Annotated in this window: 25 protein-coding genes; 13 read left to right on the forward strand and 12 right to left on the reverse strand. The window is 74.7% G+C overall.

Annotated elements, in window-relative coordinates:
* Positions 1–70 precede the first annotated feature (70 nt).
* The 6 genes from K7640_RS07685 to eccCa all read right to left on the reverse strand — a co-directional run bounded on the left by K7640_RS07685 (position 71) and on the right by eccCa (position 8,502).
* Positions 71–1,501 carry a WXG100 family type VII secretion target gene (locus tag K7640_RS07685; protein WP_222954010.1) on the reverse strand — a complete coding sequence of 477 codons (1,431 nt, stop codon included), beginning with the start codon at positions 1,499–1,501 and terminating at the stop codon, positions 71–73.
* Positions 1,502–1,518: 17 nt separating this feature from the next.
* Positions 1,519–2,040 (reverse strand): hypothetical protein, encoded by a 522-nt coding sequence (locus K7640_RS07690; RefSeq protein ID WP_222954011.1) that lies wholly within the window; start codon positions 2,038–2,040, stop codon positions 1,519–1,521.
* A 37-nt stretch (positions 2,041–2,077) separates the two neighbouring features.
* The gene (locus K7640_RS30545) at positions 2,078–3,610 is read right to left on the reverse strand and encodes a S8 family serine peptidase (protein ID WP_222954012.1); all 1,533 of its coding nucleotides are present in this window, start codon (positions 3,608–3,610) and stop codon (positions 2,078–2,080) included.
* A 99-nt stretch (positions 3,611–3,709) separates the two neighbouring features.
* Complete coding sequence (locus K7640_RS07700) at positions 3,710–3,985, reverse strand: WXG100 family type VII secretion target (RefSeq protein ID WP_222954013.1); 276 nt, start codon at positions 3,983–3,985, stop codon at positions 3,710–3,712.
* 31 nt (positions 3,986–4,016) lie between these two features.
* Positions 4,017–4,325 (reverse strand): WXG100 family type VII secretion target, encoded by a 309-nt coding sequence (locus tag K7640_RS07705; protein WP_222954014.1) that lies wholly within the window; start codon positions 4,323–4,325, stop codon positions 4,017–4,019.
* 211 nt (positions 4,326–4,536) lie between these two features.
* On the reverse strand, positions 4,537–8,502 hold the full coding sequence (eccCa, locus tag K7640_RS07710; protein ID WP_222954015.1) for a type VII secretion protein EccCa: 3,966 nt from the start codon (positions 8,500–8,502) through the stop codon (positions 4,537–4,539).
* A 173-nt stretch (positions 8,503–8,675) separates the two neighbouring features.
* Here eccCa and eccD point away from each other — a divergent pair, with 173 nt between their 5' ends.
* A complete protein-coding gene (eccD, locus tag K7640_RS07715; protein ID WP_222954016.1) occupies positions 8,676–10,073 on the forward strand; it encodes a type VII secretion integral membrane protein EccD in 1,398 nt (465 codons plus the stop codon).
* Between the two features lie 25 nt (positions 10,074–10,098).
* Here the strand turns inward: eccD and K7640_RS07720 are convergent, their stop codons facing one another.
* On the reverse strand, positions 10,099–11,277 hold the full coding sequence (locus K7640_RS07720) for a type VII secretion protein EccE (protein ID WP_222954017.1): 1,179 nt from the start codon (positions 11,275–11,277) through the stop codon (positions 10,099–10,101).
* 149 nt (positions 11,278–11,426) lie between these two features.
* Here K7640_RS07720 and eccB point away from each other — a divergent pair, with 149 nt between their 5' ends.
* The 7 genes from eccB to K7640_RS07755 all read left to right on the forward strand — a co-directional run bounded on the left by eccB (position 11,427) and on the right by K7640_RS07755 (position 17,463).
* Positions 11,427–12,908: a type VII secretion protein EccB gene (eccB, locus tag K7640_RS07725; RefSeq protein WP_222954018.1), complete on the forward strand. Its 1,482-nt coding sequence runs from the start codon at positions 11,427–11,429 to the stop codon at positions 12,906–12,908.
* 117 nt (positions 12,909–13,025) lie between these two features.
* Positions 13,026–13,394, forward strand: coding sequence for a hypothetical protein (locus K7640_RS07730; RefSeq protein WP_222954019.1), 369 nt, complete (start codon positions 13,026–13,028; stop codon positions 13,392–13,394).
* On the forward strand, positions 13,387–14,721 hold the full coding sequence (locus K7640_RS07735) for a WXG100 family type VII secretion target (protein ID WP_222954020.1): 1,335 nt from the start codon (positions 13,387–13,389) through the stop codon (positions 14,719–14,721). Before K7640_RS07730 ends, K7640_RS07735 begins: the two co-directional genes overlap by 8 nt.
* Positions 14,722–14,860: 139 nt before the next feature.
* The gene (locus tag K7640_RS07740; RefSeq protein WP_222954021.1) at positions 14,861–15,535 is read left to right on the forward strand and encodes a hypothetical protein; all 675 of its coding nucleotides are present in this window, start codon (positions 14,861–14,863) and stop codon (positions 15,533–15,535) included.
* Positions 15,536–15,680: 145 nt separating this feature from the next.
* Positions 15,681–16,517: a hypothetical protein gene (locus tag K7640_RS07745; RefSeq protein WP_222954022.1), complete on the forward strand. Its 837-nt coding sequence runs from the start codon at positions 15,681–15,683 to the stop codon at positions 16,515–16,517.
* A 141-nt stretch (positions 16,518–16,658) separates the two neighbouring features.
* On the forward strand, positions 16,659–16,997 hold the full coding sequence (locus K7640_RS07750) for a YkvA family protein (RefSeq protein WP_222954023.1): 339 nt from the start codon (positions 16,659–16,661) through the stop codon (positions 16,995–16,997).
* Between the two features lie 43 nt (positions 16,998–17,040).
* Positions 17,041–17,463, forward strand: a complete 423-nt coding sequence (locus tag K7640_RS07755; protein WP_222954024.1) for a TIGR03618 family F420-dependent PPOX class oxidoreductase — start codon at positions 17,041–17,043, stop codon at positions 17,461–17,463.
* A 27-nt stretch (positions 17,464–17,490) separates the two neighbouring features.
* On the opposite strand, the gene K7640_RS07760 is transcribed toward K7640_RS07755, so the two are convergent.
* The gene (locus tag K7640_RS07760; protein WP_222954025.1) at positions 17,491–17,958 is read right to left on the reverse strand and encodes an Lrp/AsnC family transcriptional regulator; all 468 of its coding nucleotides are present in this window, start codon (positions 17,956–17,958) and stop codon (positions 17,491–17,493) included.
* 99 nt (positions 17,959–18,057) lie between these two features.
* Here K7640_RS07760 and K7640_RS07765 point away from each other — a divergent pair, with 99 nt between their 5' ends.
* The gene (locus tag K7640_RS07765; RefSeq protein WP_222954026.1) at positions 18,058–18,957 is read left to right on the forward strand and encodes an SMP-30/gluconolactonase/LRE family protein; all 900 of its coding nucleotides are present in this window, start codon (positions 18,058–18,060) and stop codon (positions 18,955–18,957) included.
* Between the two features lie 67 nt (positions 18,958–19,024).
* Here K7640_RS07765 and K7640_RS07770 read toward each other — a convergent pair whose 3' ends face one another.
* Positions 19,025–19,210, reverse strand: a complete 186-nt coding sequence (locus K7640_RS07770) for an antitoxin (protein WP_222954027.1) — start codon at positions 19,208–19,210, stop codon at positions 19,025–19,027.
* A gap of 156 nt (positions 19,211–19,366) precedes the next feature.
* Here K7640_RS07770 and K7640_RS07775 point away from each other — a divergent pair, with 156 nt between their 5' ends.
* Positions 19,367–20,482, forward strand: coding sequence for an AI-2E family transporter (locus K7640_RS07775; protein ID WP_222954028.1), 1,116 nt, complete (start codon positions 19,367–19,369; stop codon positions 20,480–20,482).
* A gap of 170 nt (positions 20,483–20,652) precedes the next feature.
* Here K7640_RS07775 and K7640_RS07780 read toward each other — a convergent pair whose 3' ends face one another.
* Positions 20,653–21,300 (reverse strand): dienelactone hydrolase family protein, encoded by a 648-nt coding sequence (locus K7640_RS07780; RefSeq protein ID WP_222954029.1) that lies wholly within the window; start codon positions 21,298–21,300, stop codon positions 20,653–20,655.
* Positions 21,301–21,431: 131 nt separating this feature from the next.
* On the opposite strand from K7640_RS07780, the gene K7640_RS07785 reads away from it, so the two are divergent.
* From K7640_RS07785 to K7640_RS07795, 3 genes are all read left to right on the forward strand, one after another.
* A complete protein-coding gene (locus K7640_RS07785; RefSeq protein ID WP_222954030.1) occupies positions 21,432–21,824 on the forward strand; it encodes a MerR family transcriptional regulator in 393 nt (130 codons plus the stop codon).
* Complete coding sequence (trxA, locus tag K7640_RS07790) at positions 21,794–22,141, forward strand: thioredoxin (protein ID WP_305072203.1); 348 nt, start codon at positions 21,794–21,796, stop codon at positions 22,139–22,141. Before K7640_RS07785 ends, trxA begins: the two co-directional genes overlap by 31 nt.
* A gap of 85 nt (positions 22,142–22,226) precedes the next feature.
* Complete coding sequence (locus tag K7640_RS07795; protein ID WP_222954031.1) at positions 22,227–22,406, forward strand: hypothetical protein; 180 nt, start codon at positions 22,227–22,229, stop codon at positions 22,404–22,406.
* 58 nt (positions 22,407–22,464) lie between these two features.
* On the opposite strand, the gene K7640_RS07800 is transcribed toward K7640_RS07795, so the two are convergent.
* Both K7640_RS07800 and K7640_RS07805 read right to left on the reverse strand, forming a co-directional pair.
* Entirely contained in the window at positions 22,465–24,837 is a 2,373-nt protein-coding gene (locus K7640_RS07800; RefSeq protein WP_222954032.1) for a glycoside hydrolase family 65 protein, read from the reverse strand.
* Positions 24,834–25,583, reverse strand: coding sequence for an HAD family phosphatase (locus tag K7640_RS07805; protein WP_222954033.1), 750 nt, complete (start codon positions 25,581–25,583; stop codon positions 24,834–24,836). Before K7640_RS07805 ends, K7640_RS07800 begins: the two co-directional genes overlap by 4 nt.
* Between the last annotated feature and the right edge of the window lie 253 nt (positions 25,584–25,836).

A 25,836-nucleotide genomic window follows, 5' to 3' on the forward strand; every position in this document is an offset into this window, starting at 1 on the left:
CCGGTCCTGGTGCGACACGGCCGAGGGCCACCGGCCGGGATCGACCGGTGGCCCTCGTCGCCGTCGCGGCTCAGCGCAGCACGCCGGGGGCTGCCCCGCCGTCCCCGCCCCACACGTCGTCGTCCTCCTCCAGCCAGGAGTTGCGCGGCAACTCCTCCTCGCCGTAGCCGGCGCCGCTGCCGCCGCCCACGCCGGCCATCCCGCCCCGGGCACCGGCGCCCCGGGCACCCGCACCGGCCGCGCCGGCCGCACCGCGTCCGGCGCCGGCCGCACCCCGGCCACCGCCGCCGCCGGCCATGCCGCCCATCGCGGGCCCCATGCCCCCGCCCGCCTTGCCGGCGCCGAGCCGGCCACCGGCGCCCCGGCCACCGGCGTTCCGGCCGCCCGCGCCGGCGGCGGCGCCGCCCATCATCGGCGGGAGACCCGGGTTGACCGGCTTGCCGAGACCACCGGCGAGCGCGCCACCACCGGCACCGCCGCCGGAGAGCCCGCCACCACCACCGCCGCCCAGCCCCGCGCTCAGGCCGCCACCACCGAGCCCGCCACCCGGGCCCGCGGTCGTCGGTGCGGCGCCCGCCAGGCCGGTGCTGTAGCCGCCACCGCCCGCGCCGACCCCGCCCGTGCCGACACCACCGGTGCCGGGCCCGCCAGGGGCGTAGCCGGTGCCCGTACCCGGGGAGTAGCCACCGCCGGTGCTCAGGTCGGGGTGCGCGCCCGAGCCGATGCCGGGCACCCCGGAGCCGGACCCGTAGCCGCCGCCCGAGCCGATGCCCGGCCCGCTGCCGATGCCCGGGACCTTGCTGCCGGAGATGCCGCCCGTGCCGGGCGTGTCGCCGAGGCCCGGCACCGACCCGATGCCGCCTCCGCCACCACCGCCCCGGTCGAGGTTCGGCGGCGGCGGGGGCGGCGGCGGGTCGCCGACCTTGACCCATCCGCCGTTGGGGCCGTTCTCCCCCGTCTCCCGGATGCCGTCGTCCAGGGTGTTGTAGACCTTGCGGGCGTCGCCCTCCTGGTCGGAGAACCAGCCGGTTACCCAGTCGGTCAGCCGGCCCAGCTGCTCGACGGGCGCGCTACCCAGCACGTCCGCCTTGACCCTGGTCTCGAAGAGCCCGACCCCGAGGGTGATCTCGCCGTTGCGGGCGGCCAGCACGTCGCCGACGCAGGACGCCGGGATGGGCATCTCGGCCTGCGCCTTCTCGATCTGGGCGGCGGCGGTCTCCAGGGTGGGCACGATCCCGACCCGTCCCGAGCCCGGGTCGCTGACCGCGTCGACGATGCCGTCGATGTCCTTGCCCAGCCGGTCGATGTGCCCCTTGAAGGCGTCGTACGCCGGGCCCTTCCAGGTCTTGCCGAGGTCGCCGATGTTCGTCTTCAGGCTGGTCTGGACCTCCCCGACGTTGCGGAGCACCTCCTGCCAGTCCAGCGCGGCACCGCGGACCTCGGCCGGGTTGCCCTCGACCAGGACCTCCCGGGCCATGTCCTCCCAGCTCTTGCCACTCATCTCCCCGCTCCCCCGCCCTAGCTCTCCGCGCCGCGCGCGCTGTTGGAGAGGATCTCGTTCATCCGCTGGGCCGACATGGCGTTGGCTTCCTCGGCGGTCTCGTAGTTGCGCTTGACCGCGCGCAGCGCCTCAGCCGCCGCGTAGAGGTCGTCCGCCAGCTTGCTCAGGCTCCGCTTCGTGTTGTCATAGACGGCCCGGTGCTGGCCGAGCAGCTCCCCGGCGGCCGGATACCCGCCGAGCGGCCCCTTGCCGCCGCCCTGGCCCAGCCGCTCCACGATCACGTGCATCTTGGTGCAGAGACCCCGCACGTACCGGCCGTGCTCCTCCAGCCACTCCGCCGCGGAGTCGAAGCTGGCCGCGTCCCACTCCGTCCGGACGCCGCCGCCGGACAGCTCGTCCGACACGTGCGCCTGGTCGGTGCCGATCCGGTCGAAGCTGACGCCGCGGATCTGCGCCCCGGGCATCATCGGGTGGATCGGCATCGGGATCGGCATCCGCACGTCGACCCGGTCGGGGCCGCCGCTGTTCTCGTCGCTCATTGGTGTCCTCCCCGGACCCGGTGCTCAGAAGTCCATCTCAACGCTGCTGCTGGTCCGTCGGCGGCGGCCCGGGTGGCACCGGCCCACCCGGCCCCACACCCGGCGGGTACGGCGGCACCGGCTGGCCGACCGGCCGGGGCTGGTACGGGTGCTGCCCACCGGGCGGCCCGTAACCACCGGGCTGACCGGGCGACCCGTAACCCGTGGGTTGACCGGGCGACCCGTAGCCGCCGGGATGGCCCGATGCGCCGGGCGGACCGTAACCGCCGGGCTGACCCGGAGCGCCGGATGGCCCGTAGCCGCCGGGATGGCCCGGTGTGCCGGGCGGACCGTAGCCGCCGGGGTAGCCGGGCGGGCCGGACGGGGGTGGTCCGGCCGCCGCCTTCCGGCGCTTCGCACGGCGGTTCACCACCACCAGCGCCACCACCACGGCGACCGCCAGCAGCACCGCCAGCAGGCAGAGTCCCACCTGGACGGCGGCGCCCCAACCGTCGACCACCCCGAACGACACCGCCGGCTCGTCATCCTTCGGGTCGGTGCCGCGGGTCGCCCCCTCGCCCGGCGGCTCCGCGCCACCGGCCGCCGGGCCGAGCAGCGGATTCGCCTCCACCGTGGGCACCGACGCGGTCAGCGCCCGGAGCACGTCGAGCGAGCCGAAGCCGAATTCAGGGTCGCGGCCCGAGGCGCCCTCGTCCCGGGCGGTGCTGATCAGCCGGTTGACCACGTTGGCCGCGTCCAGCTTCGGGTAGCGGGCCCGGATCAGCGCGACGGCGCCCGAGACGATCGCGGTGGCGAAGCTGGTGCCCTGGGTCATGCCGTAGGCGCTTCCGTTCACGCCGGGTGGCAGCGGGGCGATGAGGCTGACCGCGGGCGCCGCCACGACCACCTCGGGCCCGGTCGCCGACCCGGACCAGGCCTTACCGGACCGATCCGTACCGCTCACCGCGATCACCCCGGGCACGTTGGCCGGAGTGCCCACCTCGTCGAAGCCCTGGCTCCGGTTGCCGGCGCCGGCCACCACGACGACGTTCTTGCTCAGCGCGTATTCGATCGCCTTGGCGTCGTCGGCACGTTTGCCGGAGCCGGCGAGCGACAGGTTGATCACATCCGCGCCCTGGTCCACCGCCCAGCGGATGCCGGCGAGCACGTCCCATTGAGCGGTGTTCGGGCCCAACGACACCGGCAGGATCCGCGCCTCCGGGGCGATGCCGACCTCGCGGGTCCCACCGCCGCCGCCCCGCCCGGCGATGATCCCGGCCACCGCGGTGCCGTGGCCCTTCTCCCGATCGGCGTCGGACCACCCGTTCGCCTGACCGCCGGGATAGAAGCTGCGGCCGGGCAGCAGTTGCCCCTTCAGGTCGGGGTGCGCGGCGTGCACACCGCTGTCGACCACCGCCACCGTCACGCCGCGACCGCGGGTCAGCTTGTGCGCCTCGGGAATCCGCAGGCTTTCCAGATACCACTGCTGCTCGCGTACGGGATAGGCCTGGGCGGGTGCGGGCGCCACCAGCAGCGCGGCCGCCACGGCCACCGTCACCAGCGCGGCGGCCGACCGCAGCACCCTCCGCACACGCTTCCCCGTGACCATGACACCCCCACCTCGGCTGGCTGACAACGCGACGCGGCTCCGGCCCGGTCGAACCGGACCGGAGCCGCGCGGGCGATTATCTCAGCCCCACACCTTGGCGTTGCTCATCTCGGTGCTGACGTAGTTCTCGCGTGCCACGCCGACGGCGCCACCGATCTCGTTCAGGATCCGGTTGATGTCCCGAACGGCGGCGTCCCACTGGGCCTGGTGCTGCTCGTAGGCGGCCCGGTCCTGGCCGTCCCACTGGAGCTTGCTGAGCATCGACCGCAGCGTGTCCAGCTTCTCGTCGATGGTCCGCGAGATGGTCTGCATCTGCTGGTTGCTGGCCTCGAGGACCGCGTAGTCAACCTTGATCATGCCGATTCCCTCCTCTGCTCCTGGTTGCCGATCACGGGTTGAGAGCAGAGTGGAACTTGTCCAGCATCTGCTGCTGCTCTTCGTCGTTGACCTGGTGCGTCGTACCCGACTTGTCGAGCAGATCGGCGATGCTGTCCATCGCCGTCAGCAGCTTGGTCGTGTCCTCGCTCCAGCGGGTCATGAGCGACTGGAACCCAGTGCTCGCCTGGCCCTTCCAAGCCATCGCCAGGTCGTCGACCACGTTCCACAGCTTCTTCAGCTCGCCGTCGACCTCGCTGCGCGTGGAGCGCACGTCACTCGCGGCTTGATGCAGAGTCCCTGCTTCGACCTCGAACGCCATGCTTCACACCCTTCCGTCATCGTTGTGGCGGCGGAACTGCCGCGCCCTCCCCCGCGGCAAGGCCAACACCCCACCGACGGACACTCCGTAGGAGACGGTAGCCCACCGCGTCCAGCGCCCGCAGCCCCGTATCAGGCACTGTCCGGCACCACGTTTTCCACCAGTCGACACAGTGGACACGCAGCCGTCAAGGGACGGCGCCACCCCGGCCTCAGACCGGCTCGACCCAGGCCGTCTGGATCAGCTGCTGACCGTCGCGCCGGCGGACCAGGACGCCCCGGCCGGGCGGCTGCGGGCTGGGCCGCAGGGTGCCGAAGATCGCTCCCTCCTCCCGGTTGCCGGACATCAGCAGGCCCGGCGAGTCCAGCTCCCGCAGGCGTTGCAGGACCGGCTCGTACAGGGCCCGGGCGACGCCACCGACCCGGCGCGTGATGATCAGATGCAGGCCGATGTCCCGGGCCTGCGGCAGCAGCTCGTGCAGGACACTGAGCGGGTTGTTGCCGCCGGAGGCGACCAGGTCGTAGTCGTCGACCAGGATGTACAGCTCGGGGCCCTTCCACCAGCTGCGGTCGCGCAGCTGGGCGGTGGTGACGTCCGGTCCCGGCAGCCGGTTCTGCAGGGCGCTGCGGATGGAGGCGAGGCCCTTGCTGAACACCTGGTTGGAGGGCGCGTAGTCGAGCAGGTGATCGCCCTCCACCGCGCCGAGCAGGCCGCGCCGGTAGTCGGCGATGACCAGCCGGGCCTGCGCCGGGGTGTACCGGTCCACGATCTGCCGGGCGATCAACCGCAGCACGTTGGTCTTGCCGCACTCGGCGTCGCCGAAGACCGTGAGGTGCGGCTCGTTGGCCAGGTCGAGGTAGACCGGCGCCAGCGCCGCCTCGTTGACCCCGATCGGCAGCCCCGGCACGGACCGGTCCACGAGCCGGGCCAGTTCGGTGACCGGCAGCCGGCGCGGCAGCAGCCGGACCTTCGGCGCCGGCCGGCCCGGCCAGTTCTCCGCCACGTGCCGGGCCAGCGCCACCGACGCCTCGGTGAGGTCGTCGATGTCCCGCTTGCCGTCGATCCGCGACACCGCGGTCAGGAAGTGCAGCTTGTCGCGGGTCAGGCCCCGGCCGGGGGACTTCTCCGGCACGTTCGTCGCCGCCCGGCGGTCGATCTCCGACTCGGCCGGGTCGCCGAGCCGCAGCTCCAGCTTGGTGCCGAGCAGGTCGCGCATGTTGATCCGGATCTCCGCCCAGCGGGAGGCCGTCACCACCACGTGCAGACCGAAACCGAGCCCCCGGTTGGCGACCGTGGTGATGGTCTGCTCCAGCTCCTCGTACTCCTGGCGCAGGGTGTTCCAGCCGTCCACCACCAGGAAGACGTCGCCGAACGGGTCGTCCGCGAACTCACCGGCGGCCCGGCGCCGGCGGTAGCTGGCCACCGAGTCGATGCCGTGCTGGGCGAAGCGGGCCTCCCGGTCGTCCAGGATCGCCACCACCTCGGCCACCGTCCGGCGCACCGCCTCCGAGTCGCGCCGGCCGGCCACTCCGGACACGTGCGGCAGCCCCTCCAGGCTGCGCAGCGCACCACCGCCGAAGTCGAGGCAGAAGAACTGCGCCTCGCGCGGGGTGTGGGTGAGCGCCAACGACGCGATCAACGACCGGAGCATGGTGCTCTTGCCGCTGAGCGCCGCGCCGACGATGACCACGTTGCCGCCCGCCCCGGCCAGCTCCACCATCATCGGGTCGCGGCGCTGCTCGTACGGGCGGTCCACCACGCCGACCGGCACGGTGAGCCGGCCCCGCCCCGGCCAGCTCGCGGTGCAGAGCCCGAACTGCGGGTGCACGGCCAGCGGCGGCAGCAGCTCCGCCAGGCCCGGCGGCTCGGCCAGCGGCGGCAGCCAGACCTGGTGTGCCGGCCGCCCCTGCCCCTTGATCCGGTCGATCAGCACGTCGAGCATCGCGACCGCCTTGCCGTCGGCCGCCTGCTCGGGCTCCGGCGCCGCCTCCACCGGCGTCTCGGTCGCCTGCACCGGCACGAAGTCCAGGCCGTACGGCACGATCCGGCGCTGCACGGCGGCCCGGGTCACCGCGGCGGTCTGCCCCGGCGGCCGGTACGGGCCGGACACGTACGCCGCCCGGAACCGGAGCATGGTGCTGGTGTCCGACTTCAGGTAACCGTGCCCGGGGGCGCTGGGCAGCTCGTACGCGTCCGGCACGCCGAGCACGATCCGGCTCTCCACCGCCGAGAAGGTCCGCAGACCGATCCGGTACGACAGGTGGGTGTCCAGGCCACGCAGCTTGCCCTCCTCCAGCCGCTGCGAGGCGAGCAGCAGGTGCACGCCGAGCGACCGGCCCAGCCGGCCGATCATGACGAACAGGTCGATGAAGTCGGGCTTCGCCGCCAGCAGCTCGCTGAACTCGTCACAGATGATGAGCAGGCTGGGCATCGGTTCGAGCGGCTCGCCGGCCGCCCGGGCCTTCTCGTAGTCGTACCGGGAGACGTAGTTGCCGGCCGCCCGCAGCACCTCCTGGCGGCGGTTCATCTCGCCGGCCAGGGCGTCGCGCATCCGGTCGACCAGCGGCAGCTCGTCGGAGAGGTTGGTGATCACCGCGCTGGTGTGCGGCAGCGCGTCCAGCGAGGCGAAGGTGGCGCCGCCCTTGAAGTCGACCAGGACGAAGTTCAGCTCCTCGGACGAGTGGGTCACCGCCAGCGCGGCGACCACCGTACGCAGCAGCTCGCTCTTGCCGGAACCGGTCGCGCCGATGACCAGGCCGTGCGGGCCCATGCCCTCGTGCGCGGACTCCTTGAAGTCCAGCTCGACCACGTTGCCGTCCGGCCCGACGCCGAGCGGGATGCGCAGCCGGTCCCGCTGGCTGCGCGGCTGCCAGGTCTGGCGTACGTCGACCGCGGCGGCGTCCCCGGCGCCGAGCAGGTCGGGCAGCTCCATGCTGCGCGCGAGCGGCTCCTCGCTGATGGTCTGCTGCTGCGACAGCCGGTACGGCGCGATCTGCCGGGCCAGCCCCTCGGCGGCCGCCGCGTCCAGCCGGTCCGGCCGGCCCAGCCGGCTGGTGGAGCTGCCCCGCACCAGTTCCAGCGAGCTGCCGTCGCCGGTGTCGAGGCAGAGCAGCCAGCGACCGGCGTCGCGCGGCACGGTGCCGGAGAGGTCGATGACCGTGGCGCCCAGCAGCCCCTGCCCCATCAGCTGGCAGGTCGGCGCGATCTCGCCCCCGTCCACCACCACGACCAGGTGCGGCGCGGTGGTGAGCGGCTTCGCCTCCGGGGCGAACCGGGGGCGACCGGCCAGCTCGTCGGCGAGCGCCCCCTCGGCCTCGGCGAGGCTGGCGAAGACCAGCCGCCGCGCGCCGGCGGCGTCGGTGCGGGCGGGGTGCTGGGCGTGCGGCAGCCACTTCACCCAGTCCCAGGCCGCCTGCCGGTCCGGCGCGGCGACGACCACCACGACCAGGTCGTCGGGGGCGTGGAAGGTGGCCAACTGGCCGAGGGCCGCCCGGGTGAGGTCGAGCACCGGCTCCCGGTCGCCGCGCAGCACGATCCGGCTGAACGCCCGCAGCGACAGGGCGGTGGGCAGCTCCGGCACGGTGGAGTGGGCCCGGACGAAGCGCCGCAGCGCGATCGCGCTCATCGGCTCCAGGTCCTCCACCGGCTTGGTCTCCGGCGTGACGATCTCCACCGCGAGGCGCTGCGGGCCGAGCGCGATCCGGGCCTCACCGAAGTCGTCCTCGGTGATCCGCCGCTCCCAGAGCCGGCGGGACGCGGCGATCGACCAGAGCGCGTCCGGCTCGGGGTGCCGCCACGCCATCGCGGCGCGCTGCTGCTCGGCCGCGCGCCGGGTGCGCTTGCGCATCTGGGCCAGGTATCGCATGTAGTCGCGCCGCTCGGCGTTCAGCTCGGCCTTGTCGTTGCCGCCGCTGCCGACCATGGTGCCGAGCGCCATGCCGAGCATCGAGACGCCGAACAGACCACCGGCGACGTACGTCATCATGCCGCCGCCCCGGCCGGCGTAGAGGAACGCCATCGCGCCCACCCCGCAGAGCATGGGCAGGATCATCAGCACCTGGGCCATGCTGCGCGGCTGCGGCTCGGGCAGCTCGGGCGGCGACTCCAGCAGCAGCTCGCCGCGGGGCAGCGCGGGTCCCGGTTGACGCGGAAGCCGACGGAACACCACCGTGCTCACGGCTGTCTCCTCCCCAGAAGCGGCCCTGCTCGTGGTCTGCCAAACTCGCCCGAGTCGTCGGGTGGGCAACCTGTGCGCCCGTCATCGTAGGTAATCTCCCGTGGGCGTCGTGGACCCGTGTAGGGGGACGCCGCCGGCCGGGGTGGATCGTAGGCGAGCACGAGGAGGCCACTGTGGCGACCAAGACCGCGACCGGCGGGCTGAGCCGGATCACCATCGTGGCCCCGCGGACCAGGATGGACCTGGCCCTGCCGTCGGACGTGCCGCTGGCCGATCTGCTGCCGACCCTGCTCCGCTACGCGGGCGAGGACCTGGCCGACGAGGGCGTCCGGCACGGCGGGTGGCGGCTGTCCCGGCTGGGCGGCCCGCCGCTCGACGGCGGCCGTACGGCCACCCAGCTCGGCGTCCGCGACGGCGAGGTGCTCTATTTCAACCCGCGCTCCTCGGCCGCACCCGAGATCGTCTTCGACGACGTGGTGGACGCGGTGGCCACCGGCACCAACCAGCGTCCCGGCGCCTGGCAGGTCGGCACCACCCGGACGTTCTCGGTGCTGCTCGCCGGGGTGACGCTGGCCGCCGGCGCCGCGGCGACGCTGCTGGCCGGGCCGCCCCAACTGCCCGGCGCGCTGGCCGCCCTGCTCGTCGCGGTCGCCCTGCTGGTCAGCGCCGCGGTGCTGTCCCGGGCCAGCGGGGACAGCCGCACCGGCGCGGTGCTCGGCCTGGCCGGCACCGGGTACGCCGCCATCGGCGGCCTGCTGGTGCTGGCCGGCGACCGAGGGTTGGGCGAGCTGGCGAGCCCGCACGTCCTGCTCGCCGGGACCGCGGTGGCGGTCTTCGGCGCGCTCGCCGCGCTGGCGGTCGGTGACCGGCTGCCGCTCTTCGTCGGCGCCACCTCGGTCGGCGCGGCGGTGGCGTTCGGCGCGGTGATCTGCCTGGCGTTCGGCGCGACGCCGGCGGCCGCGGGGGCGATCGTGGCCACCGTGGCCTTCGGCACCCTGCCGATGCTGCCGATGGCCGCCTACCGGCTGGCCCGGCTGCCCGTGCCGTCCATCCCCACCGGCCCGGACGACCTGAAGTCCGACGCGGAGAGCGTCGACGGACGGCGGGTGCTGCGGCTCAGCGACCGCGCCGACGGTTTCCTGACCGGTCTGCTGTGGACGGTCTTCCTGCTGGTGCTCGGCGGCGAGGTGTTCCTCGCGGTGGACGGCCGGCTGCCCGCGGTGCTGCTCTGCCTGGTGCTGGGGGTGCTGTCGCTGCTGCGCGCCCGGCCCTTCCTCGGCCGCGCCCAGCGCACCCCGGTGCTGCTCGCCGGCACCGCCGGGCTGGTACTGGCCGGGGCGGCCACCTTCTTCGCCGGCGGGCTGGCGGTGCGGCTCGGCGTGGTGCTCGGCGGGTTGCTGCTCGTCGCGGTGATCAGCCTGATCTACGGCCTCACCGTGGCCGGCAAGCGGATCTCCCCGCTCTGGGGCCGGGCGCTCGACATCATCGAGATCCTCGTGATCATCTCGCTGGTGCCGCTCACCGTCTGGGTGTGCGGCCTCTACGGCTGGATCGTCAACCTGCGCCCGTGACCGGCCCGCCCGCGCCGGGGCGGCGTCACGAGCGCGCCGCCGGCGAGGGGGCGGCCACCGGCGCGGTGGCGTAGACGCCCGGCGCGTGCTGCCCGTCCAGCGGCCGGGTCGGCGCGCCGGCCCGGCGCACCACGTCCCGTACCGCCTTGACCAGCGCTTCCACGTGGTTGTCGGTGGCCGCCACCCGCAGCAGCGGGTGGATCCGGCGGGCCCCCGGGCGCACCGTGGCGGCCACGGTGTGCGACGGCGCGGAGGTGGCGGTGACCGCGTCGACCACCGCGCCGAGCGGGGCGGCGGGCCGGGTCCGCAGGGCCAGGCACCGCTGCGTCCACCCACCGCCGCGCAGGCCCTCCCAGGTCTCGGCCGGCGGCTGCGGGGCAAGATCCAGGCCGGCCGCGGAGATCACCGCCGCCCGCAGCTCGTCCCGGCCGAGCACCCGGTGCGGGAGGCCGGCGGCGTTGAGCGCCTTGCCCAGCCGCCCGATGCCCGCCGCGACGGTACGGTGCACGCCGCGCATCCCCCCGCCACGGCTGACCGTCTCGGCCCGGGCGTCGGCGACGGAGAGCCGCAGCGCCACCCAGACGGTCCGGTGCGCGGCCGGCGGGGCGCCGGGCGCCGGGTACCAGACCAGGGTGTGCGAGACGACCTGGGCCAGCGAGACCGGTCCGCTGAACTCGGCGAGCACCGCCAGCACCCGGTCCACCGCCGACGCCTCGACCGATCCGGAGTCCGTGTCCGGCCGGCCGGTGAGCGCCACCGCGGCGAAGAAGCCCTGCCCGTCCTGGCCGATGCCCAGCCGGGTGCCCCGGTCGGTCAGCTCGACGACGCTCAGCTCGGGAGCCAGCGCGGCCACCCGGGGATCGTCGGTGCCGCCGGCCACCGCGGCGCGGGCGCTGCCCCGCCGCCGCCGCAACGCCCGGCGTAGCAGGAGATCCTCGTACCACCAGCGGCCGCCGCGGCGGGCGAAGGTGGCGATCACGACCAGCGCGGCCACCGCGCCGACCACCGCCACCAGCCAGGTCGGGCCGCCGTACGCCAGCCAGGTGGCGAGGGCGCACAGCTCGACCACCACCAGCTGACCGACCGCGACCGCGCCGAGCCGGCCGCGGGGCCGCCGGTCCGCGGCCGGTGCCGGAAGGTCACCGGATCCGGCGGTGGCGGTGGCCGTGGCCGTACGACCGGGCGGCGCCTGGACCTGCGTCATCGGTGGCGTCCTTTCTGGACGGGCGGACAATCCGCCGGGGCGGGACGGGCGGGGGTCCCGATGACCCACCGACGGCCCCTTATCGTAGGGAAGCCCGCGGCGAGGATGAGACCTGAGCGTCGCGGACCCGTCCCCGCCGGAGGTTACTCATGCGGACCCGCCGCGATCAGGTGCAGGCGTACCGGTTCGTCACCCGCCGGATCGTCTCGGCGCTGCTCTCCGGCGATCCGGAGACCAACAACCTGCCGATGCGCCGGCTCGGCATGGCGGTGTTCGGCAGCGTGATCGCCGCCGCCGTCGTGCTCGGCGGCGTCGGCGCGTACGGGCAGTTGACCAGCAACGCCGCCCCGCTGGAGCCGGACACCCTGGTGATCGAACGGGAGACCGGCGCGACGTACGTCTTCGTCGAGGGCAGGCTGCACCCCACCCTCAACTACGCCTCGGCGCGGCTGATCCTCAACGAGCCCGACCCCGAGGTGCGCACCATGTCCCGGGCCTCCATCGAGGACCGGCCGCGCGGTCGGGCGGTCGGCATCGTGGGTGCCCCGGACGACCTGCCCGACCGGAAGGCGCTGGTCGGCCTGCCCTGGTCGGTGTGCGACGTGCCGGATCCGAACGACCAGCGCCGGACCACCACCCAGCTGGTGATCGACCGGCCGCTGCCCGGCGGGACCCCGCTGACCGACCGGGCGATGCTGGTCACCGCCCGCGGTGAGCGGTACCTGCTGACCGGGAACGCCCGGCTGCGGGTGACCGACGGCGACGCCTCGATCGCCGCCCTCGGGATGACCGGCTCGACCACCCTGGAGGTGGGGGAGCAACTGCTCAACGCGGTGCCGGCCGGGCCGGCGCTGCGGGCGCCCCGGATCGAGGGGGACGGCGAGCGCAGCGGGCTCGTGGTCGGCGACGGGCCGGCCGAGATCGGCCAGGTGTTCCGCGCCGCCGGCCGGCACTACGTACTGACCCGGGAGGGCCTGGTCTCGATCGGCGACGTCACCGCGCTGCTCCTGCTCGGCGGCGGCGGTCGGATCACCGACATCCCGCCGGACCGGGTCGGGCAGATGCTGGTCCGCAAGCCGCTGGAGGCGGACGGCATGCCGCAGCGGATGCCCACCACCCAACCGGCCCGGACGGGCGAGACGGTGATCTGCGCGAGCTACGGGCCGGGTCCGGCGGGTGGTCCGCCCACCACGACGGTCACCGCGTTCGACCGCCCGCCCGCCGAGCTGACGGCGACGGTCACCGCGGACTCCCGGGCGGTTCGGCAGAGCTGGCGGGACGCGGTGCGCACCGCGGACCAGGTGACCCTGCCGGGCGGCAAGGGCGTGCTGGTGCGGGGCGCGGCCGGCTCCGGGGAGGGCGGCGACCAGGCCGGCGCGACGGTCTATCTGATCAGCTCCCAGGGGGTGCGCTATCCGCTGGGCGCCGGGGCGGTGGAGGCGTTGGGGTATGCGGGGGTCGAGCCGCTGGCCGTGCCCGCGTCACTGCTCGCCCTGGTGCCGACCGGGCCGGCGCTGAGCCGGGAGGGCGCGCAGACCTACTTCGAGCCGGCCGGCCGCCGCGACGCGGGCGACGGCGGCGCCTCGCCCACCCCCGCGCCGTCGACCAGCCCGTCGGGCGCCGGCCAGTAGCCGGATCCGCGCCGGTCGACCGTCGTCGTGCGACCGTTTGCGGGTCGCACGGGCTGGCCGCCGTCGACTAACCTGAGCGTGGCCAACGGTATCGACGATCACTACGGGGATGTAGTCATGAGCGGGCGGACGACAGTCGACGTACTGTCCCTTGAGGACTTTCACCAACGGTTGGCGGGCCGGCTGGCCGAAGCCGAGGCCGCCGTCCGGAAGCTCGGCGCCGGGGCGGGCCGGTCGCCGGCCCTCGGCCGGTTCGCCGACGCCACCGACAACGCCCAGCGGTACGCGGCCGTCCTGGCCGACTACCGGGCGCAGCTCGACCGGCTCCGGCTGGCGGTTTCCGCCGTGCGCTCGGCGACCGCCACCATCATGGACAACTATCGGACGACCGAGGAGCGCAACGCGGCCAACGCCGCGCAGATCGCCAACGCGCTCAGCGGCATCGACGAGGCACTGGGCCGGGCCGGGGAGGATCCGCGTGTCTGAGTACACCAGCCGCTACCAGCACGCCAGCCACGAGGCGCTCTACGACGGCGTGCACGCCGGCCAGCCCGCCCAGATCGACGGCCTGGCCGCCCAGTGGACCGCCACCAAGGACATCGTCGACGGGCTCGCCCAGGAGTTGGGCGCCGACCTCAACAAGCTGGCCAACAGCTGGACCGGCACGGCGTCCGCCGAGTTCCAGGCCCGGGTCGGGCTGGTGGCCGACTACTCGCGGGCCCTCTCCGACGGCATGGCCGACGTGCAGCGCGCCCTGTCCCTGATGGCGGACAGCCTGACCAAGGCGCAGCAGGTCGCGGAGAGCCCGGAGGCGACCGACGACCACGACAAGACGATCTCCGGCGCGGTCAAGGGCGGCCTGGTCTTCGGCGTCGCGGGCGCCGCGATCGGCGGCCTGATGGGCCACCAGCAGGACAAGGAGGAGCAGGAGCGGGCCCGGCAGCGGATGGTGCAGGTGGTGGCCAACCTGGCCGCCAGCTACGACACCTCCGCCTTCGGCCGGATGCTTCCGCCCCCGCCGCCGCACCCGGAGATGCCGGGCAACCTCGTCCGGTCCGACGCCGGGTCGGCGAGCGTCGGTGGCGTCGGCTCGGTCTCCGGTGGGCCTCGCCTCGGCAGCGGCTCCGGCGCGAAGCGCTCCGCCGGCACCTCCCCGAGCGGCTCGGTCAGCAAGCTCTCCGCCACCGGCGGCGCCGGTGACGGTGCCGGGGCCGGCTCCGGCGGCACGGCCACGCCCGGCGTGATCGGCTCGCGCGTCGACCCGCTCGACCCGGCCGGCGCGGTCGGCGCGGTCGGCGGCGTGCCGACCGGCACCTCGCTCGCCGGCGCCCAGCCCACCGACGGTTCCGGTCTGCTGGCCGGCGGCCCGCCCGCCGGAGCCGGCTCGACCGGGGGCGGTGGCGGCAGCAGCAGCGGCCTGCTGCTCGGGGCGGGGGCCACGGCGGTCGGGGGCGCGGTCGGCACCGGCGCGCTGGCCAGCTCGGGCCGCGCCGCGGCGACGGGGGCCATCCGGTCCGGCGCCGGCGGGGTCGGCGCCGACAACCGTTCCGCCGCCGGCACCGGTCGCCTGGCGTCCGGCCGGACGGCGGGCGGCGCCCCCGGTGAGGCCAACCGCTCGGGCGCGGCCGGCGGCAACCGCTCCGGCATGGCCGGCGGCAGCCGCTCCGGTTCGACCCGGCCGGGCGTGCTCGGCGGCCGCGGCCAGCACGACGAGCACGAGTCCGACGAGCGGCTCACCTGGCTGACCGAGGACGAGATGGTCTGGCAGGACGGCGACGGCGGCACGCCGCCGGTGCTCGGCACGGAGCGCTGACCCGCCGCGAGAACGGCGATCGACGGCCCGTCCCCGACGTCGGGGGCGGGCCGTCCACATCGCACGTGGTGAGGGCGGTCACGCTATCCGCCGGCCGCGTGGAGCTGCGGACCACCGGGGTGGAGGCTAGTTTGGAACGGTGCTGCCCGTAGCGATCGCCCGCCCCAGCTGGCCGGCGACGCTCCGCTCGTTGCGCAGCCTCACCCGGCTCGCGGTCGCCGCGCTGGTCCTCGCCGCCGGCCTCGGCGCCCCGGCGCACGCCGCCGCCCCGACCGATGCCCCGGCCACGCCGATCGTCGCCCCCGTCCGGGCCGATGCCCTCGCCACGTCGATGGCCGCCCCGATCGTCGCCCCCGCCCGGCCCGCTGCCCTCGCCACGCCGGTGGGCGCCCCGGTCGCCAGCCACGGTCCCGCCGCCGCGCCGGGCGGCCGGGTCGGCGACGGGTTCGCGATCCCGGCGGTTCCCGGGCCGGCGTTCGCCCCGTCCGCAGCCGTCGCGGCGGCCACCGGCGACCCGGTGGGCGGGCACCTCATGCCGACCGCCGTGCCCCACCGGGCCGGCGCAGACCGCGTCACCGGCGACCCGGCCGGCGCACTCCTCGGGCCGACCGCACCCGGCCGGGCCGGCGCGCACCGGGGACCGGCCACCGGCGACCCGACCGCGGGGTCGTGGCACCTCGTCGTGGCGCCGACCGCTGCCCCGGCGGCTGGCGTGCCCGCGCCGGCCGGGATGGCGCCCGCGTCGGCGACGGTGGTGTCGCCGGTCGACCCCGCCCGCGGCGCTGTCGGCCGGCGAGGCCCGCCCCGCCGCTGAGCGGCGGCCAGCCAGCCGGGACACGCCCCGAACCGCATCGGGCGGACCCACCCGGGCCGGAACCCGCCGCGCCGCCGCGTGTTCCGCGCCCGCCCGGCGGGTATCCGACCGTCCGTCAGAACTTCTTCACCGTGAGGTGCTGCTGATGCAGAACGTGCTCTCCTCCGTCCTGCTCGACGTCCCCCAGGCCGCCGTCATCTGGTTGGCCCTGCTCGTGATCCCCGCGGTCGCCGTGGCCGGGCTGGTCGTCCGACCGTCCCGCTTCCGCTCGGCCGTCGGTGGCCGGATCCGGCAGGCCGTGCTGCCGACCGACCTGGAGTTCGCCGAGGAGCAGCGGGAACAGAACCGCTACGCCGAGGAGATCGCGGTGGCGGCGGAGGGGGCGACCGGCACCGCCGAGCGCCGGCGGGCCGAGTGGGTGACCGCCCAGGACGAGGTCGAGTCGGCCTGGCAGGCCTACCAGGAGGCGGAGGCGGTCGTGCGCCGGCTCGACGCTGCGGCGGGCATGCCGCTGCCGCGTACCGTCCGCACTCCCGCGGAGTACGCCGACCGTGAGCGCTTCCTGCACCGCACCGCCCGGGCGACGTTCGAGCGCGGGGAGCTCTCGGCGGCGCAGCTCGACGACGCCCTGGCGCACCGCAACGGCTGGGACCCGCGGCTGCACCCGGTGGAGCAGGAACTGGTGCTGCGGCGGGCCGTCCGGGACAACCTGCTCGACCGGCACCGGGCGGCGCACGAGCGGGAGCAGCGGGCCTGGCGGGCGGCCGAGCTGGCCGCGACCGCAGCGCGCAGCCTCCGCGAGGAGGCACGGCGAGCGGCCGGGCGTACCCCGGAGGTCGAGTCGGTGTCGCTCCTCGCCGACCTCCGGCCGACGGCCGAGACCAGCGGTGACGCCGCGCCGGCGGCCCGGCGGGCCGGCGTGGACAACACCCGGGAGCTGCCCCCGGTGGCCACCGGTCGGGCGGCCGTCCCGGCCTTCTGAACCGCCGGGCCTCGGCGCGTGCGGCCCGGCCGGCGGCCCTGGTCGGGTTCCCCTCGCCTGCGGATGGCCGAAGCCGGCCACCGGACCGCGCGATGCGGGTGGACCCGGCGGGCGGGTCGTGGCTCGGTTACCGTGGCGGACATGGACCGCCCGACCTGGCCGCTGCTCGTACTCGCCGGGATCGTGCTGGTCGCGGCCCTGGTGGGCGCGGTGCTGCTGGCGATCCGGGTGGTCCGCACCCGGCGGATGCTCGGCACACTGGGGGTCGGCGGCAAGGTCGCCTTCTACGGCGCGCTGATCTACGCCATCTTCCCGGTGGACGTGCTGCCGGACCCGATCTACCTGGACGACCTGGGCGTGCTCGCCGCCGCCCTGATCTATCTGACCCGGCTGGCCCGTCAACGCCGCGCCGATCGTGGCCTGCCCGAGCGCCCCGGGTCCCCGCCGGAACCGGGCCGGCTCCGGCGGCCCGTGCCATGATCGGTCCGATTCGGAGATCCGGCGGACGGACGGGGGACGGGACATGGCGGGCGATCACCGGCTGGCGGCAGACGACCCCCGGGTCACCGCGTTCTTCCGGGCGCGGCACCTCGGCACGCTGACCACGCTACGGGCGGACGGCACCCCGCACGTGGTGCCGGTCGGGGTCACCTTCGACGCCGCCGCCGGGCTGGCCCGGGTGATCACGTCGGCCGGCTCGGCCAAGGCGCGGCACGTGGCGGCGGCCGGCGGCGACGGGGCACCGGTCGCGGTCTGCCAGGTCGACGGGCGGTGGTGGCTGACCGTGGAGGGGCGGGCGGCGCTGGGCACGGATCCGGCGGCGGTGGCCGAGGCCGAACGCCGGTACGCCGAGCGGTACCGGCAGCCACGGCCCAACCCGCACCGGGTGGTCATCGAGATCGCGGTGACCCGCCTGCTGGGCAGCCTCCCCGCCGCCGACGGGTGACGATTGGCCCGGGGCGGGCGTCGTCGCTCACCGGGTGGCCGGCTCACCTGCCGGGTACGGATGCGGGGGCCGTTCGAAGAACGACTCCAGCACCACCACGGTCTGCGTGCCGGTGACGCCGTCCACCTCGAACAGCCGGCGCAGGCTGGCTTGTAGCTGCTCGGTGGTGCCCACCCGGATCTTCACCAGGAGCGAGGCGGGGCCGGCGATCACGTGCGCCTCCTCGACCTCGTCCAGCGCGACGAGGGCTTCCCGAGTGGGCCGGTCCCCCATCCAGGCGTTCGCCTCCACCAGCACGAACGCGAGCACGCCGCGACCGACGGCGGCCGGGTCCACGTCGACCGTGGTCCGCCGGATGATCCCCTGTTCGCGCAGCTTGCGTACGCGGTCGTGGGCGGCCGCGGTCGAGAGCCCCACGGCGGCGGCGAGGGCCGCGTACGACTGGGTCGCGTCCCGTTGCAGCGCGGCCAGCAACCCCCGGTCCAGGTCATCCATGGTCGCCCCCTCCGATTCGGCCAACAACCCCAACGACTGATTCTTGTTTGGCAATGTTAGCTTATCTCCGAACCACAATCAGCGGTGAGGGCGGTCAGCATGGATCGGTTCAGGACCAGGTTCGAAGTGGCGGACGAGCGGTTCCGGCGGGTGAACGGCGACGAGTGGGTGGAGCGCCTGTGGACCGGCGGACGCTGGCTGGAGGGGCCGGCCTGGTTCCCGGCCGGGCGGCACCTCGTCTTCAGCGACATCCCCAACGACCGCCTGCTGCGCTGGGACGAGACGACCGGGGCGGTCGGCGTGTTCCGCCAGCCCGCCGGCTACGCCAACGGGCACACCGTGGACCGGCGCGGCCGGCTGGTCAGTTGCGAGCAGGGCAACCGGCGGGTCACCCGCACCGAGCCCGACGGCCGCGACACGGTGCTGGCCGAGCGCTGTCGGGGTCGCCGGCTGAACAGCCCGAACGACGTGGTCGAGCACTCCGACGGGTCGATCTGGTTCACCGACCCCAGCTACGGCATCGACAGCGACTACGAGGGGCACCGCGCCGAGAGCGAGATCGGCGGCAACCACGTCTACCGGGTCGACCCGCACGACGGGGAGGTACGGCTGGTCGCCGACGACTTCGGGCAGCCCAACGGGCTCGCCTTCAGCCCGGACGAGTCGCGGTTGTACGTGGTGGACACCCGGGCCAAGCACCTACGCCGCTTCGCCGTGACCGAGGGCGGCACACTGCGCGACGGGGAGGTCTTCGCCACCTGCGACGCCGGCTCATTCGACGGCGTACGCCTCGACGACGCCGGGCGGGTCTGGGTCGCCGCGCACGACGGCCTGCACTGCTTCGACCCGGACGGGACACTGCTCGGCAAGCTGCACCTGCCGGAGGTGGTCGCCAACTTCACCTTCGGCGGCCCGAAGCGCAACCACCTCTACATCTGCGCTTCCAGTTCGCTCTACTCGCTGCGCGTCAACGTCAACGGGGCGCGCTACCCCGGCTGAGCGGCAACGGGGGCGCGGACGGACGGTCCCGGGCCATGGGAACGGCCCGGGACCCCTCACGTACGCGTCACCGGTTACCGGTGTCGCCCTCGCCGGTGCGTCGCTGGGCCATGTCCACGCCCTTGTCGATCTGCTGGTCGTACTTGCCGCCGGTGCGCCGGTCGGCCTGCTCGCCGGCCTTCTCGATGCCCTGGTCGACCTGCTTGTCGTGCTGGTCGGCGAAGTCCTTGGCCCGGTCCATGAAGTCACTCATGTCGCATCTCCCTCATTCGGTCCTGGTTGCTGCGTTCCCCCGCCCCCACCCGGCAAACGCCCTCGCCGGGCCGCCGCCACGACGGACCGTGCGCCGGGCGGGTGTCGCGGGCGTCGGCATGGGGTACGGAGCCCGCCGACACCTAGGAGGGTCGACGTGGTCGATGACGGTGACGGGCGATCGCCCGCGACGACGGCGGGCGCTGAGCGTCCGGCGGGCCCCCGGCAGGCCTGGGCGGGACTGCCCTGGCTGGTCCGGACGGCGGTGACGTGGGGCGCCTGCGTCCTGGTGGTGGTGTTCGCCCTCTGGGTGCTGGGCCGGGTCGCCGTGCTGCTGGCCCCGCTGGCGGTGGCGGTGGCGGTGACGCTCTTCCTCGCCGCCCTGCTCGACCCGGTGCTGGTCCGGCTGCGCCGGTGGCGCGTGCCGGCGGCCCTCGCCGCGCTGCTCACCGTCCTGCTGCTGCTGGGCATCCTGGTCGGGGTGGGCGTGCTGGTGTGGAACCTGACCGCCAGCCAGTTCGGCGAGCTGACCCAGCAGCTCGACGAGGGATTGCAGCGCAGCCGGGAGTTCGTCACCTCGACGCTGCCGGTCACCGACGCCCAGCTGGACAAGCTGGTGCGGCAGGTCCGCGACGGGTTGAGCGGCAGCGCGCCGGACCCGGTGGGCGGGGCGCGGACCGCCGCCGAGGTGGTCGGTTCCGTGCTGCTCGCTCTGGTGCTGCTCTTCTTCATGCTCAAGGACGGCCGGTCGATGTGGCACTGGGTGCTGCGCCGGATGACCGGCCCGAACCGGTCGACGGCGGCTGAGGCGGGCCGGGTGGGCTGGCGGACGCTCGGCTCGTACAGCCGGGGCACGATGATCATCGCGGCGATCGACGCGATCGGGATCGGCCTGGCCCTGGTGCTGCTCGGTGTGCCGCTGGCCCTGCCGCTGGCGCTGATCACCTTCCTCGGCGGTTTCGTGCCGATCATCGGTGCGACGGTGGCCGGCGCGGTGGCGGTGCTGGTCGCCCTCGCTGCCAAGGGCCCCACCACCGCGCTGCTGGTGCTGGCCGCGGTCATCGCCGTACAGCAGATCGAGGGCAACCTGCTGGAGCCGCTGATCATGAAGCGGCAGGTGCAGTTGCACCCGGCGGTCGTCCTCGTGGTGGTCACCGCCGGCACGCTGATCGCCGGCATCGCCGGTGCCTTCGTCTCGGTGCCGATCGCCGCCGTCGCCTACCGCATCGTCGACACCGTCCAGCGCCACCGCGAAGCAGGGGCACCCTATTAACGCAATCTGCATAGCAGGGGCCCCCGCTTAACACCTGCGGCGGGCGCGGCTGCGGCGGGCGCACCTGCGGCGACGGACCTGCGGCGAGCGCGGCTGCAGCGGGGGCGGCGGGGACGGGGACGGCTGCGGCGGGCGCTGCCGCGGCGGGGGCGCCGGCCGGGCGGCGGGCGTCAGCGCGGCAGGTGCAGGGCGAACCAGGCGGCCGCGTCGGCGGCCACCCGCTCCAGGGTGCCCGGCTCTTCGAAGAGGTGCGTCGCGCCAGCGATGATCCGCAGCTCCGCGGCGTCGCTCAGCTGGGTCATCGCCTGCTCGTTGAGCGTGATCACCTGCTCGTCCAACCCGCCGACCAGCAGCAGCGTCGGCGCCTTCACCCGGGGCAGGGCGGCGCCGGCGAGATCCGGCCGGCCGCCCCGGGACACCACCGCGCCCACCCGGTCCGGACGGGCGGCCGCGGCCACCAGCGCGGCGGCGGCTCCGGTGCTGGCGCCGAAGAGACCCACCGGCAGTGGCGCGACCTCCGACGCGCCGCACATCCAGTCGATGATCGCGGAGAGCCGGTCGCCGAGCATCGGGATGTCGAACCGCAGCTCGGCGGTCCGGGCGTCCACCCGGTCCTCCTCCTCGGTCAACAGGTCCACCAGCACGGTGGCCAGGGCCCGCTCGTGCAGCGTCCGGGCCACCGCCGTGTTGCGCGGGCTGTGCCGGGAGCTGCCGCTGCCGTGCGCGAAGAGCACCACGCCCACCGGGTCGTCCGGGATCACCAGGTCCGCGGGGAGCCCGTCCCCGGCCACCGGGATCAGCGCCTCCCGCGTCTCCATCTCCGACCTCCGCAACTTTCGGGCGTACGCCCGACCCGCACCGCATACCCCGGGGACCGCCCGGCTCACCTGTTGCCTTGACACCGGCGGCAAGGTCTACCGTCGGCTCCGGAACGCCACGAGGAGGTCCGATGCTGATCGGCGAACTGGCGGCGCGGGCCGGCACCAGCACCCGGACGCTGCGCTACTACGAGACGCACGGGCTGGTCCGGCCGCGTCGCTCCGCCAACGGCTACCGGGTGTACGACGAGGCCGAGCTGCGGGTGGTGCACGAGATCCGGGCCCTGCTCGCGGTCGGCTTCGACCTGGCCGACATCCGCCCGTTCGTGGCCTGCCTGCGGGCCGGGCACAGCTCCGGGGACGTCTGCCCGGACTCGGTGGCCGTGCTGCGGCGCAAGCTCGCCGAGGTGGACGCCTACCTCGACCGCCTCGGCGGCGTCCGCCAGCAGTTGCGGGAACAGCTCGCCCGCGCCATCACCTATCGGGAGGAACGATGCCTCAGAACTCGGCGACGACCGGACTGACCACGGTCACCGACGACACCTTCGCGGCCACCGTGCTGGCCGCCGACCGGCCGGTGCTTGTCGACTTCTGGGCGGAGTGGTGCCCACCCTGCCGCGCGATCTCCCGGACGCTCACCGAACTGGCGGTGGAGTTCGACGGGGCGATGCGCTTCACCGCCCTCAACACCGACGAGAACCCGGGCACCACCCGGGCGTACGCCGTGCTTTCGATACCGACGCTGCTGGTGTTCCGGGCCGGTGAGGTGGTCGACCGGGTCGTCGGCGCCCGCCCGAAGAACCAGTTCCGGGAGGTGCTGCGCCGGCACCTCGCCGGCTGACGCCGGTCGTTTGTCGGGGGGCCGATCGGGAAGGCGACGGTACCGAACGGCGCAGCCGCGCCCCGAGACGATCGCGAGGATCGCCATGGCTCAGCAGCACGACAGGTCCCGACGCCAGACCGCCGAGCCGGAACGCCGCGAACAGGACGCCGAACGCAGCCGCGACTGGGCGGACGAGGCGGCGCAGGCGCGTACCGCCGACGATCCGCGGACGACGGCCCCGCGCGACGCCGCGGGCCGCCCGTCCAACGGCCGCCAGTTCTGACCGGCCGGCGCCGCCGGCCCGAACTGCACGTCGGGGTGGGCCGGACGGTGGCCCGCCGTCAGACCCGGTTCTCCGGGAGCCGCAGCAGCGGTTCCCGGCCGGGTGGCTGTTCCGGCGACGGGCCGGACGGCGCGGCCGGCGGCACGGGCACGGTGACCGGCTGGGCGCTGGTGACCCGGATGGTCTCGCCGTGGTGGCGCAGTTCGATGACCGTGTCCGGCCCGCCGTTGCGCAGCGCGTACGTCGTCTGGTGCGGCCGCACGTCGACCCGCAGCCGCATGGACCGCCACTGCAACGAGAACTCCAACCGGCTCAGCCGGCTGGAGAGCCGGGGTGAGAACGACAGGGTGCCGTCGTGGTCGCGCAGCCCGCCGAAGCCCGCCACCAGGGCGATCCACGCCCCGGCCAGAGACGCCATGTGCACCCCGTCGCGGGTGTTTTCGTTGAGGTCGTGCAGGTCCATCAGCGCGGCCTCGCGCAGATAGCGGTGGGCCAGCTCCGGGTGGCCCACCTCGGCCGCCATCACCGCCTGAGTGCAGGCGGACAGCGACGAGTCACGGACCGTCCGGCGCTCGTAGTAGTTGAAGTTGCGGACCTTCTGCTCGGGGGTGAAGGCGTCCCCCCGCCAGTGCATGGCCAGCACCAGGTCGGCCTGCTTGACCACCTGCTTGCGGTAGAGGTCGAAGTACGGGTAGTGCAGCAGCAGTGGGTATTTCTCGGCCGGCGTGCCCTCGAAGTCCCACTCCTGCAACCGGGTGAAGCCCTCCACCTGCTGGTGCACGTCGAGGCCCTCGTCGTACGGGATGTGCATGGAGTGCGCCGCGTCCCGCCACGCGGCGGCCTCCTCCTCGCTCACCCCCAGGTCGAGCGCCTGGTCCCGGTGACGCATGGCCAGGTCGGCGGCGGTGAGCAGGTTCCGCTGGGCCATCAGGTTGGTGTAGATGTTGTCGTTCTTCACGGCGGTGTATTCGTCCGGCCCGGTCACCCCGTCGATGTGGAACCGGCCCCACCGGTCGTGGTGGCCCAGCGACCGCCACAGCCGGGCGGTCTCCACCAGCAGCTCCAGGCCGATCTCCCGTTCCAGCCCCTCGTCGGCGGTGACCAGCAGGTATCGCCGCAGGGCGTCGGCGACGTCGGCGGCCACGTGGAACGCGGCGGTGCCGGCCGGCCAGTATGCCGAGGACTCCGGCCCCTCGATGGTCCGCCAGGGGAACGCCGCGCCGTGCAGGTTCAACGTCCGGGCCCGTTCCTGCGCCTGGTCGAGGATCGAATATCGCCAGTACAGCGCGTCCCGGGCCGCCGTGGGCTGGGTGTAGGTGAGCACCGGCAGCACGAACATCTCGGTGTCCCAGAACGCGTGACCGTCGTACCCGGGCCCGGTCAGGCCCTTGGCGGAGATCGGCCGGCGCTCCGCCCGGGCGCCGGCCTGGAGCACGTGGAACAGCCCGAACCGGACGGCCTGCTGCACCTCCGGGTCGCCCTCCACCCGCACGTCGGCGGCGTCCCAGAAGGTGTCCAGGTATTCCCGCTGGGCCCGGCGCAGCCCGTCCCAGCCGTCCAGCCGGGCCGCGGCCAGCGCCGCGCCGACCTGGTCGCGCAGCGCCGGCAGCGACCGCCGGCTGGACCAGCCGTACGTGAGGTATTTGACCACCCGCAGCTTCTCGCCGGGCTTGAGCACGCAGCCGACGGTGGTCCGCACCCAGTCCTCGTACCCCTCGGACTCGATGGTGGTGCGCTCCGGGCCGTGCACGTCGTGCGCCATCGCGGCGGCCACCCGCAGGCCGCTGACCTTGGTGTGGTGGATCAGCAGCCCACCGTCGTCGGTGGTCAGCTCCTCCTCGGCCTGCAACGGCGACTCCAGCACCGCCGCGACCCGCGGGTCCCGGCTCTGCGCCGGCAGGGTCTCGTTGGCCACCAGTTCGGACTGGAGGATCAGCCGCAGCGGGCCGTCGACCGCCTCCACCTCGTAGTGGATGGCGGCCACCGAGCGCTGGGTGAACGACACCAGCCGGGTGCTGCGTACCTTGACGTCCCGGCCCGCCGGGGAGCGCCAGTGCAGCTCCCGGTGCAGGGTGCCGGCGCGCAGGTCGAGGATCCGCTCGTGGGAGACGAGTTCGCCGTACCGGACGTCGAGCGGCTCGTCGTCGACCAGCAGCCGGATCAGCTTGCCGTTGGTGACGTTGACGATGGTCTGGCCGGACTCGGGGAAGCCGAAGCCCGCCTCGGCGTACGGCAGCGGGCGCAGCTCGTAGAAGGAGTTCAGGTAGGTGCCGGGCAGGCCGTGCGGCTCGCCCTCGTCGAGGTTGCCGCGCAGCCCGACGTGCCCGTTGGAGAGCGCGAAGACCGACTCGGACTGGGCCAGCACGTCCATGTCGAGCCGGGTCTCCCGGACGTGCCACGGCTCGACGGGATAGGCCCGTTCCCGGATCACCGCGCCGCCCCGTTTAGCAGCTCGGCGAGGTCGGTGACCACCACGTCCGCGCCGTGCTCGCGCAGCGCCTCCGCCTGGCCGACCCGGTCCACCCCGACCACGTACCCGAAGTCGCCGGCGCGGCCGGCCGCCACCCCGGCCAGGGCGTCCTCGAAGACGGCGGCGTGCGCCGGGTCGACGCCGAGCAGCTGCGCGCCGGCAAGGAAGGTGTCCGGGTGCGGCTTGCCGCGCAGCCCGCGCTCGCGGGCGACCACCCCGTCGACCCGCGCCTCCAGCCAGTGGTCCAGCCCCGCGGCGTGCACCACGGCGGCGCAGTTGGCGCTGGCCGAAACGACCGCCCGGCGCAACCCGGCCCGGGTCGCCGCCTCCAGGTAGCGCACCGAGCCGGCGTACGCCTCGACCCCGTCGTGCTCGATCCGCTGGAGCAGGACGACGTTCTTGCGGTTGCCGAGGCCGTTGACGGTGTCCGCCTCCGGCGGGTCGTCCGGCGAGCCCTCGGGCAGCGTGATGCCACGTGAGGCCAGGAATGAGCGCACCCCGTCGGCGCGCGGTCTGCCGTCCACGTAATGGTTGTAGTCGGGCCCGGGGTCGAACGGGCGGAACGGCTCGCCGGTTTCCGCCGACCGTTGCCGCAGGAACGCGTCGAACGTCTCGGCCCAGGCGGCGTTGTGCACCTTGGCGGTCTGCGTCAGCACACCGTCCAGGTCGAAGAGACAGGCGGTCACGTGCGCGGGTAGGCCCAGCATTGCCTGAATCTATCCAGGCGGATCACCAGGCAAACGCGAATCGCCGGCGTGTCAGGCAGCCGCGTGCCCGGGACAGGCCGACGTACCGCAAGCCGGCCCCTCGGGCGGCCGGGACGGCCCCACCGGCGGCCTGGACCGCCCCACATGCCGCAAGCCGGCCCCTCGGGCGGCCGGGACGGCCCCACGTGCCGCAAGAGGGCCCGTCGGGTGCCGCGACGGCCCCACGTGCCGCAAGCCGGCCCGTCAGGCGGCC

This window comes from Micromonospora sp. PLK6-60 (genome assembly GCF_019890675.1).
Lineage (GTDB): Bacteria > Actinomycetota > Actinomycetes > Mycobacteriales > Micromonosporaceae > Micromonospora.